This window comes from Pseudomonas sp. RIT-PI-S (assembly GCF_025642975.1).
Taxonomy (GTDB): Bacteria; Pseudomonadota; Gammaproteobacteria; order Pseudomonadales; family Pseudomonadaceae; genus Aquipseudomonas.
In genome coordinates this window covers 185453-197821 of record NZ_JANZKJ010000009.1, presented here as the reverse complement: position 1 = coordinate 197821, position 12369 = coordinate 185453, and the positions used below count along the sequence as shown (strand labels likewise).

General features: G+C 64.2%; 11 protein-coding genes. 8 read left to right on the top strand and 3 right to left on the bottom strand.

The genetic code is table 11. From position 1 onward, the window contains the following. The first annotated feature begins 4 nt into the window (after positions 1–4). Complete coding sequence (gene deoA, locus OGL93_RS14580; protein WP_263263454.1) at positions 5–1315, top strand: thymidine phosphorylase; 1311 nt, start codon at positions 5–7, stop codon at positions 1313–1315. Positions 1316–1345: 30 nt separating this feature from the next. Continuing rightward, the gene (locus tag OGL93_RS14575; protein WP_263263452.1) at positions 1346–2383 is read left to right on the top strand and encodes a purine nucleoside permease; all 1038 of its coding nucleotides are present in this window, start codon (positions 1346–1348) and stop codon (positions 2381–2383) included. A 97-nt stretch (positions 2384–2480) separates the two neighbouring features. Here OGL93_RS14575 and OGL93_RS14570 read toward each other — a convergent pair whose 3' ends face one another. Further along, complete coding sequence (locus OGL93_RS14570) at positions 2481–2852, bottom strand: MerR family transcriptional regulator (protein ID WP_263263450.1); 372 nt, start codon at positions 2850–2852, stop codon at positions 2481–2483. Between the two features lie 144 nt (positions 2853–2996). Here OGL93_RS14570 and OGL93_RS14565 point away from each other — a divergent pair, with 144 nt between their 5' ends. Together OGL93_RS14565 and OGL93_RS14560 are read left to right on the top strand one after the other, a co-directional pair. Next, on the top strand, positions 2997–3869 hold the full coding sequence (locus OGL93_RS14565; RefSeq protein ID WP_263263495.1) for an alpha/beta hydrolase: 873 nt from the start codon (positions 2997–2999) through the stop codon (positions 3867–3869). A 12-nt stretch (positions 3870–3881) separates the two neighbouring features. Next, a complete protein-coding gene (locus OGL93_RS14560; protein WP_263263448.1) occupies positions 3882–4775 on the top strand; it encodes an alpha/beta hydrolase in 894 nt (297 codons plus the stop codon). Between the two features lie 41 nt (positions 4776–4816). On the opposite strand, the gene OGL93_RS14555 is transcribed toward OGL93_RS14560, so the two are convergent. Then, complete coding sequence (locus tag OGL93_RS14555; protein ID WP_263263446.1) at positions 4817–5395, bottom strand: nucleotidyltransferase family protein; 579 nt, start codon at positions 5393–5395, stop codon at positions 4817–4819. Between the two features lie 7 nt (positions 5396–5402). Then, positions 5403–6326 (bottom strand): LysR family transcriptional regulator, encoded by a 924-nt coding sequence (locus tag OGL93_RS14550; protein ID WP_263263444.1) that lies wholly within the window; start codon positions 6324–6326, stop codon positions 5403–5405. A gap of 112 nt (positions 6327–6438) precedes the next feature. On the opposite strand from OGL93_RS14550, the gene OGL93_RS14545 reads away from it, so the two are divergent. The 4 genes from OGL93_RS14545 to OGL93_RS14530 all read left to right on the top strand — a co-directional run bounded on the left by OGL93_RS14545 (position 6439) and on the right by OGL93_RS14530 (position 12085). Then, entirely contained in the window at positions 6439–7434 is a 996-nt protein-coding gene (locus tag OGL93_RS14545; RefSeq protein ID WP_263263442.1) for an aldo/keto reductase, read from the top strand. Between the two features lie 131 nt (positions 7435–7565). Then, positions 7566–8234: a class I SAM-dependent methyltransferase gene (locus tag OGL93_RS14540; protein ID WP_263263441.1), complete on the top strand. Its 669-nt coding sequence runs from the start codon at positions 7566–7568 to the stop codon at positions 8232–8234. Between the two features lie 168 nt (positions 8235–8402). Next, positions 8403–9785 (top strand): putrescine-ornithine antiporter, encoded by a 1383-nt coding sequence (gene potE, locus OGL93_RS14535; protein WP_263263439.1) that lies wholly within the window; start codon positions 8403–8405, stop codon positions 9783–9785. 8 nt (positions 9786–9793) lie between these two features. Next, entirely contained in the window at positions 9794–12085 is a 2292-nt protein-coding gene (locus OGL93_RS14530) for an Orn/Lys/Arg decarboxylase N-terminal domain-containing protein (RefSeq protein ID WP_263263437.1), read from the top strand. Positions 12086–12369 lie beyond the last annotated feature (284 nt).

Sequence of the window (12369 nt, the reverse complement as noted above, 5' to 3'; positions counted from 1 at the left end):
CCCCATGTGGATGGCCCAGGAAGTGATCCGCCGCAAACGCGACGGGCAAGTGCTGGACAGCGACGACATCCGCCGCTTCGTCGCCGGTATCGCCGACGGCAGCCTGGTGGATGCGCAAGTGGCCGCGTTCGCCATGGCGGTGGTGCTCAAAGGCATGCAGGTCGATGAACGCACCGCGCTCACGCTGGCCATGCGCGATTCCGGCGAGGTGTTGCAATGGGCGGTGCCGGGCCCGGTGGTGGACAAACACTCCACCGGCGGCGTGGGAGACTTCGTCAGCCTGGTGCTGGCGCCCTTGCTGGCGGCATGCGGCTGTTACGTACCGATCATCTCCGGGCGTGGGCTCGGCCATACCGGCGGCACCCTGGACAAGCTCGAAAGCATCCCCGGCTACGATTGCAGCCCCAGCGTCGAACGGCTGCGCGAGATCGTCGCCGACGTCGGCTGCGCCATCGTCGGCCAGACCGCCCGCCTCGCCCCCGCGGACAAACGCTTGTATGCCATACGCGACGTCACCGCCACGGTCGAGTCCATCGACCTGATCACCGCCTCCATCCTTGCCAAGAAGCTCGCCGCTGGCGTGCAGGTGCTGGTGATGGACGTGAAAACCGGCAACGGTGCGTTCATGCCAAGCGCGGCGCAAGCCCAGGCCCTGGCGCAAAGCATCGTCGACGTGGCCAAGGGCGCCGGGGTGCAGACCCGCGCCCTGGTCACCGACATGAACCAGCCCTTGGCACGCAGCGCTGGCAATGCGCTGGAGGTGGCCGAAGCCGTTGCCCTGCTCCAAGGGGAGGTGCGCAGTGAGCGCCTCTGGCAGGTGACCCTGGCCCTGGCCGAGCAGGCATTGCTGATGGCGGGCCAGGCAACGAACGAGGCACAGGCTCGCGAACAACTGTTACAAGCCTGGCGCAGCGGCGCGGCGTTGCAGCGCTTCGGCCGCATGGTCACCGCGTTGGGCGGGCCCCCAGACCTGTGCGAGCGCGCCGGGCATTACTTGCCGCAGGCACCGATCCGGTTCGCGGTGTGGGCGCAGGCCAGCGGTTACGTAACCGGCGTGGACACCCGCAGCGTCGGCATGGCCGTGGTAGCCCTGGGCGGCGGCCGCCGCCATCCCGCGGACACCCTCGACCTCGCCGTGGGCTTCAGCGACCTGGCCCTGCCCGGGGAGCCGGTCGGCGAACAACGCCCGCTGGGCTGGGTGCATGCCGCCAGCCAGGCCAGCGCCGAAGACGCCGCCAACACCTTGCGCGCGGCCTATCGCCTGGGGCCCGAGCCGGTAGTGCCGGCGCCCCTGATTCATCAGCAATTGGTTTAACCCCTACCTCTCTCAAGGAGCAGAGACCCGATGACCCCGATCAACCGCTACACACTCTCCGCCTGCCTGGCCCTGGGCAGCGCGCTCAGCCCGTTGGCGCACGCCGCCGAGGGCGCGCCGATGCAGCCCAAGGTGATGCTGATCGCCATGTTCGGCCCGGAGGCGAAGAACTGGATCGACCGCCTGCAGCTGACTCACGACGTTGCGGTACCGGGGCTGTCTGATGACTACCCGGCGGTGCATTGCAATGACCAGCAGGTGTGCTTGATGACCACCGGCATGGGCCAGACCAACGCCACCGCCTCGACCCTGGCACTGGCCCTGGCGCCGCAGTTCGACCTGCGCAAGACCTACTTCGTGGTGGCCGGCATCGCCGGGATCAACCCCAAGCTGGGCACTATCGGCACCGCCGCCTGGGCGCACTATCTGGTCGAGTTCGGCACCCAATGGGAGCTGGACCCACGCGATGCCCCCAAAAGCTGGCCCACCGGCTATATCGGCATCAATACCCAAGGCCCGAACCAGAAGCCGCCACTGGACTACAAAACGGAGGTGTTCGAGCTCAACCCTGCGCTGCAAGCCAAGGCCTATGCCCTGTCGCAGCACGTGGCCTTGAGCGAAAGCGCAGAATCCACGGCCTGGCGCAAGCACTATCCCCACGCCCCAGCCAACCAGCCGCCGGTGGTGACCCGTTGCGACACCGCCGCTGGCAACACCTGGTTCTCCGGCACACGCCTGAGCGAGCGCGCCGAGGTATGGACCAAGCTATTGACCGACGGCAAGGGCCAATACTGCACCACCCAGCAGGAAGACAACTCCACCTACGAAGCCCTGCGCCGCGCCAGCCGCCTGGGCCGCGTGGACATCAACCGGGTGGCCGTGCTGCGCGCCGGCTCGGACTTCGACCGGCCATACCCCGGGTACAGCGAAGTCGACAACCTGCTCAAGTACGCGGACCAGGGCGGCTTCGTGCCGGCACTGGAGAACCTCTACCGCACCGGCGAGCCGTTGGTGAAGGACATCATCGGCAACTGGAGCGCTTGGGAGAACGGCGTTCCCGCGAGCTGATAGCGGGCCGCGCCTAGGCCGGCTGGGGGGTGCGGTTGCTGAATTCCCGGGCAGCGCCCAGCCCCACACAGACACAGACCGGCGCAGCGCGCGGCGCCTATCCCCCTTCGGCCAACATCTCCAGCAACCGCGCGCGACGTCGTTCGAGGTCGCTGATCTGCTGCTCGATAGAGGCCAGGCGGCTCTTTTGCGCGGCGGAGGTTTCGGGGCAGGCCATGGCCCCTTCGATCATACGCATGCAGTCTGGAAAGCTACGGATGTCCGAGAGGCTGAAGCCGGTAGCGATCAGGCGCTGGATCTGCCGGACCTGGCTCACGGCGGATTCGGGAAACGCCCGGTAGCCATTGCCGGTTCGGTTGGAGGCGAGCAGGCCCTGATCATCGTAGTGGCGGATCGAACGCACGCTGGCACCGGTGCGTTTGGCGAGCTCGCCGATGCTCAATGTGAGTGGTGGGGCTGGGGTGGTCATGCGGGTCACCTGCTGCGGAGTGAAATCGGGCACGGCTGTTTGTGCTTGACTCTCACACTGGCGTGAGGGTTCAAGCTTCAGGCCGTTACCCACCCTGGAGCCCCTGTCGTGACCTACCCTGCCCTTTTACGAAGCCTCTATGCCCTGTTCATTTCAGCCGCTTTGCTGGCCGCCATGGCCCCCGCCCAGGCCGATGGCAAGCGCTACACGGTCACTGCGCCAGATGGCGTTGCCCTCGCCGTCGAGGAAAGCGGCAACCCGCAGGGCGCGGCCATCGTGTTCGTCCACGGGCTGCTGGGCAGTCATTTGAACTGGAACGCCCAAATTCAAAGCCCGCTACTAGCGCGCTACCGGATGATCACCTACGACCTGCGCGGCCACGGCCTTTCCGGCAAACCCACGAGCGCCGAAGCCTACACCGAGGGCAATCGCTGGGCCGACGACCTACAGGCGGTAATGCAGGCCGCCAAGGTTGAAAAGCCCGTGCTGGTGGGTTGGTCTCTGGGCGCAGCCGTAATCTCCAACTACCTGGCCAAGTACGGCGATGGCCAGCTCGCCGGCGCGGTCTACGTGGACGGAGTGATCGAATTAAAGCCAGAGCAGATCGTGGCGCACCCGCAGGTGTACCGCGACCTGACCTCCACGGACCTGAACATCCACCTGGACGCCATTCGCGCCTTCCTTGCGTTGTGCTTCCACACCCCGCCAGACAGCCGCACCTTCGAACGATTGCTCGCCAATGCCGCGATGGCCTCCTGGGACATGCAGCGCTCGGTGCAGGCCATGAGCGTGGATGCTGCTCGCGGCTTGGGCGGGGTCAAGGTGCCGCTGCTGTTGCTGTACGGCGGGCAGGATGCGTTAGTGCAGGCCAGGCCGGCGATCGCACGCGCGCTGGCGCTCAACCCCAGGGCCAAGACGCTGCTTTACGCTAATGCCGGGCACGCGCCCTTTATCGAAGAAGCCGATCGCTTCAATCGTGACCTGGCGACCTTTATCGAGGCCGCCGCAGCGCGGTGACGGAGATGCCTGATGACTGCTGATATCGATGAGCTGTTCCCCGGTTTTTCGGCGCTGCGGATCGACACCGGCGAGGTGGCGTTCGAAGGCGTGCTGGGCGGCGCCGGCCCGCCCGTGCTCTTGCTGCACGGTTACCCGCAAACCCACCTCACGTGGCGCCATATCGCCCCGGTGCTGGCCCGGCAGTTCACGGTCATCGCCCCAGACCTGCCCGGTTACGGCGCCAGCAAAACGCACGGCAGCCAGCCGCGCTGGAGCAAACGGCGGGTGGCGACGGCGCTGGCTCAGCTGATGGAGCAGTTAGGTTTTACGCGTTTCAGCGTGGTCGGGCATGACCGCGGCGCGCGCGCCGGCTACCGGCTGGCGCTGGACTACCCCGGCTGCGTGGAGCGCTATGCGTCGCTGACCGTGGCGCCCACCCTGGATGCCTGGCAGGCGGTGGACATGGCTTACGGCCTGGCGAACTTTCATTGGTTCTTTCTGGCCCAGCCCTTCGACCTGCCCGAGCGGCTGCTGGCCGCCGCCCCGGACGCCTTTATCCTGAGCACGCTGGGCAGGATGGCCGGCGGGTTGCACAACCTCGAGCCCGCCGTGGTGGAGGCTTACGTGAAGGCATTTCGTGACCCCAACGTGCGCCACGCCATGTGCGAGGACTACCGAAGCGCCGCCGAGGAAGACCTGGACCACGACGCGGCGAACCGCGCCGCCGCGGACCAGCTGCAATGCCCGGTGCTGGTGCTATGGCCGCAATCAAGCAAAAGCGCCCAAACCCCGCTCGACCTCTGGCGGCAGTGGGCACCGGACGTAAGGGGCAAGGCGATCGCGGGCGGCCACCTCCAACCGGAGCAGTCGCCTGCCGAAGTGCTGGAACAGCTGTTGCCGTTCCTGAAGGGCAGCGGCGAGTGATAGGGCTGCGCAGTAGGCTGCGGATTTAACCGCTCAGGCCCCTAGGTTGCTGGGGTAACGGCCGGGTCAATGATCTTCAGCCAAGGCCAACGAGCCTGATAATGCCTGGCCTTGTGCTGAAATAAATCCGGGTGGGGGTTTTTTTCATTGATACGAAGCACCCCTTGCTCCACGTCGGCGAAACCATAAGGGGCGTAGACTTCACCTGTATCCGGGGATAACCCGATACAGGTGCCGGCGATCAAATAACGATCAATCCCGTCTGTCGCGGCGCGAAGCTGAGGATAAGGCTTGCCAAACCGGTGGCTATACCACAGATGGACGCGGGCCTGGTTCCTGATCTCGATGTCGACCTTCAAGTCATGAAAGAGGTGCTGAGCCGACGTTATCACTTCATTCTCGGCCTCCCAGGACAGATCGTCATCGAAATAGAAGACATCGTAATCCTTCACGCCCCATTCCGGTGGCAGGCCCGAACAGTGATTCCACACGGCCTGGAACAGACACCCTGCGGTGAGCCAACACTGCTCTAGACGCAGCGAAGGCAGGCGTGCGGCGATTTCCGCGTTCATTGGATTGGCCATCGCTAACCCGACCAACCCTTCAGCCGTCAATTTCATAGCCAACCTACGCCTTGATCATCAGGTGCGGCTGCGCTTCGGCCAGGCCGTGCAGCACTTCGATCACCCAGTCGATAAACACCCGCACCCGGGACGACAGTTGCCGGTGCGGCGGGTAGACCGCGAACACCGGCCAGGCCGGCACGGGATGCTGGGGCAGAACTTCGACCAGCGTGCCGGCGGCCAGTTGCCGCTGCACGTGGTAGCACGGCACCTGCACCAGGCCGAACCCCGCCTCGCAGGCTGTCACGTAAGCGTCCGCACTGTTGACCGCGAGCACCCCCGGCAGCTGAAGATCACGCACCTGCCCGCCCACTTCGAACTCAAAGCCGAAGAACCGCCCGCTGCTGGAGGGAAAATTCACCGCGCGGTGGCTGGCGAGGTCTTCCAGCCGCCGTGGCAGGCCGGCCTCCGCCAAGTAGCCAGGGCTGGCGCAGGTGACCTGGCGCATCCGCACGATCGGCCGCGCCGCCAGGGCCAGGTCTACCAGGTTGCCGGCGCGGATGGCGCAATCGGCGCCCTCGCGCTGCAGATGGACCTGGCGGTCGTTAAAGGCGATGTCCAGCTGCAGCTCCGGATAGCGGCGATAGAACTCAGGCAGCCGCGGCAATAGCCAGGTGCAGCCGAAGGTGGCAGGCATGTCTACCCGCAAGGTTCCGCGTGGCCGGCCCCGCTGCACGGACAGAGAACCTTCGAGCTCGTCCACGTCGTCGAGCAGCTGCCGGCAACGCTGGTAATACGCCTCGCCGTCGAGCGTGGCCCGTACCTGGCGGGTGGTGCGTTGCAGCAATTGCACGCCCAAGTGCGCCTCCAGCTGCTGGATCGCCAGGGTCACGCTGGCGCGGGGCAGGCCCAGGTCATCGGCGGCCTTGCCAAAACCGCCCAGCTCGACGATGCGGCTGAACACCTGCATTGCCTGGAATCGGTCCATCGCGCGGGCTCATTATTTAGATAGGGCGAATAGTTAAAACAAAAACCGCCGGTTTATCCAGAAACGGCGTTGCAGGACACTGCCTTCACATTCAGAAAAGGGAGGCACGAACATGATCACCCGCCAATTGGGCCAGCAGGGCCCGCAGGTATCCGCCATCGGCCTGGGCTGCATGGGCATGTCGGACTTCTACACCACCGGCGTCGACGAACAGGAAGCGATCGCTACGCTGCACCGCGCGCTCGAGCTGGGGGTGACGCTGTTCGACACCGCCGACATGTATGGCCCCTATACCAACGAAGCCCTGCTGGGGCGTGCGCTCAAGGGCAAGCGTGGGCAGCTCTACCTGGCCAGCAAGTTCGGCATCGTTCGTGGCAGCGACCCGCATGCCCGCGGGGTGAACGGGCGCCCGGAGTACATCCGTGAAGCCATCGAGGGCAGCCTGCAGCGGCTCGATACCGACTACCTGGACCTGTACTACCAGCACCGTATCGACCCTAATGTGCCGATCGAAGACACCATCGGCGCCATGGCTGAATTGGTCAAGGCTGGCAAGGTGCGCCACATCGGGATCTCCGAGGCAAGCGCGGCCACCATCGAAAGAGCCCATGCGGTGCATCCGCTGGCAGCGGTGCAGAGCGAATATTCGCTCTGGTCACGCGATCCGGAACATAACGCCGTGTTGGCTACCTGCCGCCGCCTGGGCATCGCCTTCGTTGCCTACAGCCCGCTGGGCCGAGGCTTTCTTACCGGTGAGCTGCGTACTCCGGAGGACTTCGCCGCGGATGACTATCGCCGCTTCAGCCCGCGCTTCCAGGGCGAGAACTTCACGCGCAACCTGGCACTGGTAGAGAAGGTTAAAGAACTGGCGAGCAACAAGGGCATCAGCGCCTCGCAACTGGCGCTGGCGTGGGTGCTGGCCCAAGGCGAGCACATCATCCCGATCCCCGGCACCAAGCAGCGCAAGTACCTGGAAAGCAACGTCGCGGCTGCCACTGTGACCCTGGACGCCGCGGAGCTGGCCCAGCTGGATGCGATCTTCGGCTCGGCCGATGCCGTGGCGGGAGAACGCTATAGCGAGGCGGCGATGAAAATGCTTAACGGCTAGCCGAACGGTCGCCAAGTTGCGGGTGGGCGTTATGCGGGTTACTTTTTCAAGTAGCCAGGTTCGTTTCGAGGTGCATCCTCGGCCGAATGCATTGCAGGCGCCCTTCTCCATTTCAGGCGGTCAGAACACACATGATTACTCTAAACGAGCTCAATGCCTTCATCGGCAACCCGGAATTGAACAGCCATATCTCGCAAGTCTGGGACCTGATCGGGGAGCATTTCGAACAGGCGCAGGCGACGTTGCCGGCCGACCAGGCGATGCGGCGCCGCGAGCTGTCGTTCCATGATCATGTGCGCCTGCTGGGTTATCTCTGCTTGCTGATCGAACAGGTTCCGGGCGACGTGGTGGAGATTGGCGTGTGGAAGGGCAAATCCTTGGTGCTGATGAACGAAATCTGCAACCACCAGCGCCGTGTGATCGGTATCGATCCCTTTGTGCTGCCTAACCAGTTCGAAGAACTGTGCCACTACAAGACCGAACTGTTCCCCGATGCGCACATTCTCAGGGGCTATTCGGAACTCTGTGCCGAGCGGTTCTACAGCTTCTCGTCGGAGATCGCCCTGTTGCACATCGACGGGGGGCACGAAGGGCGCAACGTGCTGCTCGATTTCCTGCTCTACGCACCCAAGGTGGTGTCCGGTGGGTTCGTGGTGTTCGACGACTACCGGGACTTCGAACACTCCCCGGAAGTAGGCCCGGCGGTCGACCTGTTGCGGGCTGGTGGTTACTTTAAGGGCTTCCATGTGCTCGGCTGCGTGTACGGGTTCGAGAACAGCTATCTGCTGCAGCGCGAATAATTCCGATCTCGCCAAATAAAAAGCCTCGTATATCAACCGATTACGGGGCTTTTTCAATGGGTTTTACGCGCTACCCCTATTGACCGAACTTGCACGAACCTGACCGGCGTCAACCTTCGTGCCTGCGGCGTGGGCTATAACGAACCATTTCCCTAAAAGGAATGGTCGATGGCGCAAGCACAAAAAATGAGCGTGGTTCAGCTGACCTTGCTCACCGCAGTGAACATGTTGGGCTCGGGAATCGTCATGCTGCCCGCCAAGCTCGCCCAGGTTGGGGCTATCTCCATTCTTTCCTGGTTGGTAACGGCCATCGGCTCGCTTGCCCTGGCCTATGCCTTTGCCCGCTGCGGCATGCTCAGCCGCAAAAGCGGCGGCATGGGCGGCTACGCCGAATACACCTTCGGTAAAGGGGGCAACTACCTGACCAACTACACCTACGGCCTGTCACTGCTGATCGCCAACGTGGCCATTGGCGTCACCGCGGTGGGGTATATCCAGGTGCTGCTGGGTGTCACCCTCAGCGCCGTGCAGATCACTCTCTGTACCATCGGCCTGCTGTGGCTGACGACCTTCGCCAACTTCGGCGGCACCCGCATTACCGGGCGCATCGGCGCGATCACCGTTTGGGGAGTGATCGCGCCGGTGGTGGTGGTGTCCACCGTCGGCTGGTTCTGGTTCAAGGCCGACGTCTATGCCGCCGGCTGGAACCCGCACCAAATGCCTTGGTTCGACGCCGCCGGGGCATCGGTGTCGATCACCCTGTGGGCATTTCTCGGCCTTGAGTCCGCCTGCGCCAACACCGACGCCGTGGAAAACCCCGAGCGCAACGTGCCGATCGCAGTGCTGGGCGGCACTTTGGGCGCCGCGGTGGTCTACATCGTTTCAACCAACGTGGTGGCCGGCATCATCGACAACCCAACCTTGGCCGCGTCCACGGCGCCGTTCGGCCTGGTGTTCGCGCAGATGTTCAACCCAATGGTCGGCAACCTGGTGATGGCCGCGATGGTTTTGGCCTGCGTAGGGTCGCTGCTCGGCTGGCAGTTCACCATCGCCCAGGTGTTCAAAAGCTCGGCGGACACCGGCTACTTTCTGCCGGTGTTCAGCCGGGTGAATGCCGCCGGAACGCCGATCATTGGCATGCTCATTCTGCTCGCGGTGCAAACGGCGATGGCGCTGCTGACCATCAGCCCGGACCTTTCCAAGCAGTTCGACGTGCTGGTAAACCTGGCAGTGGTGACTAACCTGGTGCCGTACATTCTTTCCATGGCCGCGCTCATGACCCTGCAAAAGGTTTGCGAGGTCCCGCCGCGCAAGGCGCTGATCACTAACCTGGTGGCCTGGCTGGCCGCGGCGTACAGCTACCTGGCGCTGTACAGCTCAGGCGAGCAGGCGCTGATGATGGGCGGCCTGGCGACGATCTTCGGCTACACGCTGTTCGGTTTCGTCAACAACCGCCTGATGCGGCTCGAGGCCAAAGGGGTGTTTCAGGTTCCGGTGCAATGCACCAGCGCCAGCCACGACCCTGCCCGTAGCGCCGCCCCGATTCGATAAGGACCCCTATGAACGACAACAAACGCAGCCTTGGCATGCTCGCGCTGCTGGTCAGCGCAGCGCCAGACAAACGGACGGTGTTCGGCCGCGCACTCGGCCAACTGATCGCCGACGTGGAAGCCCGCGACATCAGTGTGCTGCTGTCTGAATCCCTGGCAGACGCCGGTGCCATCCTCCGCGCGGACCCCGCTATCCAGTGCCTGCTGCTGAACTGGGGCATGGACACCAGCGACAACCACCGCGCCTGCATCGCGTTGCTCAAAAGCCTGCGCGAGCGCAACACCCGGGTGCCGGTGTTCCTGATCAGTGACCGCAGCACCGCCAGCAACGTACCGCTGGTGGTGATGCAACATGCCGACGACTTCATCTGGCTGCCGGAAGACACCAGCGCCTTCCTCAGCGGGCGCATCCTGGCGGCCATCGAGCGTTACCGGCAGGCGGTGTTGCCGCCGATGTTCAGCGCCCTGCTAAAGTTCTCGCGCGAGTACGAGTACTCCTGGCACACCCCAGGCCATGCCGGCGGCACGGCCTTCCTCAAGAGCACCGCCGGGCGGGCGTTTTATGAATACTTCGGGGAAAACCTGCTGCGCTCGGACCTGTCCATCTCAGTGGGCGAACTGGGCTCGCTGCTCGACCACAGCGGGCCGATCGGCCAGGGCGAACGCTATGCCGCCAAGGTGTTCGGTGCCCACCGCAGTTACTACGTGACCAACGGTTCTTCCACCTCCAACCGGGTCATCCTCATGGCCAGCGTGACCCGCAACCAAGTGGCGCTGTGCGACCGGAACTGCCATAAGTCTGCCGAGCATGCGATGACGTTGTCCGGAGCGATCCCCACGTACCTGCTGCCGCTGCGCAACCGCTACGGCATCATCGGCCCGATCCCGCCTGCCGCGCTCACGGCCGAGGCAGTGCGCGCCAGCATTGCCGCCAACCCGCTGGTCACCGAGGCCATCGACCCTGCGCCGGTGCACGCGATCATCACCAACTCCACCTACGATGGCCTGTGCTATCAGGTGCGTCGGGTGGAGCAGCTGCTCGGCCAGAGCGTGGACCGCCTGCACTTCGACGAGGCCTGGTATGGCTACGCGCGCTTCAACCCGCTGTACCGGGACCGCTTCGCCATGCACGGCGACCCGGCGGCCCACGACCCGAACGGCCCGACGGTGTTCGCCACCCAGTCCACCCACAAGCTGCTCGCGGCGCTGTCACAGGCGTCGATGATCCACGTGCGCGACGGGCGCAACGCCATCGAGCATGGCCGCTTCAACGAGTCTTTCATGATGCATGCGTCCACCTCGCCCAACTACGCGATCATGGCCTCGTGCGATGTGAGCTCGGCGATGATGGAGGCCCCCAACGGGCAGATCCTCACCAACGAATCCATCGAGGAAGCCGTGGCCTTCCGCCAGGTGATCTCGCGCATGCAGGCGGACCTCGCCGCGCAGGATCAGTGGTTCTTCAGCTGCTGGCAGCCCACCCAGGTGACGATCTATGGACAGGCGGTGGCGTTCCACGACGCCGACCCTATGCTGCTACGCACCCAACCGGAACATTGGGTGCTGCACCCAGGGGAAGCTTGGCACGGCTTTGGCGAACTCGAAGACGACTATTGCCTGCTCGACCCGATAAAAGTCTCGGTGCTCACCCCTGGCATGGGTGAGGACGGTAGCCTCGGTGAGTTCGGCATTCCCGCCTGCGTAGTCAGTGCCTACCTGGGCGAGCTGGGCATCGTGGTGGAGAAAACCACGGACTTCACCCTGCTGTTCCTGTTTTCCATCGGCATCACCAAGGGCAAATGGGGCACGCTGGTCAACGGCCTGCTGGACTTCAAGCGCGACTACGACGAGAACCTGCACCTGGAGCTGTGCCTGCCGGACCTGGTGCGCGGCAACCAGGAGCGTTATGGCCAGATGGGCTTGCGCGACCTCTGCCAGGCGATTTTTACCGGCATGCGCGAACAGGGCACCGCCTCGGCAATGGCGCATGCGTTCGGCCAACTGCCGGAGGCGCGGCTCAGCCCCGTCCAGGCCTACGAGCGATTGGTGCGCGGCGAAGGCGAACTGCTGACCCTCGACGAGGCGGCCAACCGCACCGTAGCCACCGGAGTGGTGCCTTACCCGCCAGGCATACCCTTGCTGATGCCGGGCGAAAATGCCGGCCCCGCCGACGGCCCCTTCCTCAGCTACCTGAAGGCGCTGGAACGCTTCGACCGCGAGTTCCCAGGCTTCGCCCACGATACCCACGGCATTGAAGTCACGGCGGGGGTTTATCGGGTGCGCTGCTTGAACGAGCAATAAGCCTGCAAGCCGTGCGGCCTCCGCGCTGAGGCCGCATCGGCGCTTACCTTGCCCTATTATCTGATTCGAACAATCCCGGCTCGGGCTTAACCTAATAGCCAGGGTTAAAAGCCGCCCCCCGACAGCAGGGCTTGCCCTCGGCTTTCCTAACTAGCCCGCTCATACGCAATAACCCCCGCACTCTAGCGCCTTCTCGAGCACACTGGAAAAACGGCCTAACCGGTACGGTTTATTATGCTGCCTGGAATTAAATAGCCATTACTTTGCCGTTAAATATCGCTAAC

Excerpts from the sequence above, each read along its gene's own strand:
- deoA (WP_263263454.1), top strand. The coding sequence starts at position 5 with ATGTGGATGGCCCAGGAAGTGATCCGCCGCAAACGCGACGGGCAAGTG.
- OGL93_RS14575 (WP_263263452.1), top strand. The coding sequence starts at position 1,346 with ATGACCCCGATCAACCGCTACACACTCTCCGCCTGCCTGGCCCTGGGC.
- OGL93_RS14570 (WP_263263450.1), bottom strand. The coding sequence starts at position 2,852 with ATGACCACCCCAGCCCCACCACTCACATTGAGCATCGGCGAGCTCGCC.
- OGL93_RS14560 (WP_263263448.1), top strand. The coding sequence starts at position 3,882 with ATGACTGCTGATATCGATGAGCTGTTCCCCGGTTTTTCGGCGCTGCGG.
- OGL93_RS14555 (WP_263263446.1), bottom strand. The coding sequence starts at position 5,395 with ATGAAATTGACGGCTGAAGGGTTGGTCGGGTTAGCGATGGCCAATCCA.
- OGL93_RS14550 (WP_263263444.1), bottom strand. The coding sequence starts at position 6,326 with ATGGACCGATTCCAGGCAATGCAGGTGTTCAGCCGCATCGTCGAGCTG.
- OGL93_RS14545 (WP_263263442.1), top strand. The coding sequence starts at position 6,439 with ATGATCACCCGCCAATTGGGCCAGCAGGGCCCGCAGGTATCCGCCATC.
- OGL93_RS14540 (WP_263263441.1), top strand. The coding sequence starts at position 7,566 with ATGATTACTCTAAACGAGCTCAATGCCTTCATCGGCAACCCGGAATTG.
- potE (WP_263263439.1), top strand. The coding sequence starts at position 8,403 with ATGGCGCAAGCACAAAAAATGAGCGTGGTTCAGCTGACCTTGCTCACC.
- OGL93_RS14530 (WP_263263437.1), top strand. The coding sequence starts at position 9,794 with ATGAACGACAACAAACGCAGCCTTGGCATGCTCGCGCTGCTGGTCAGC.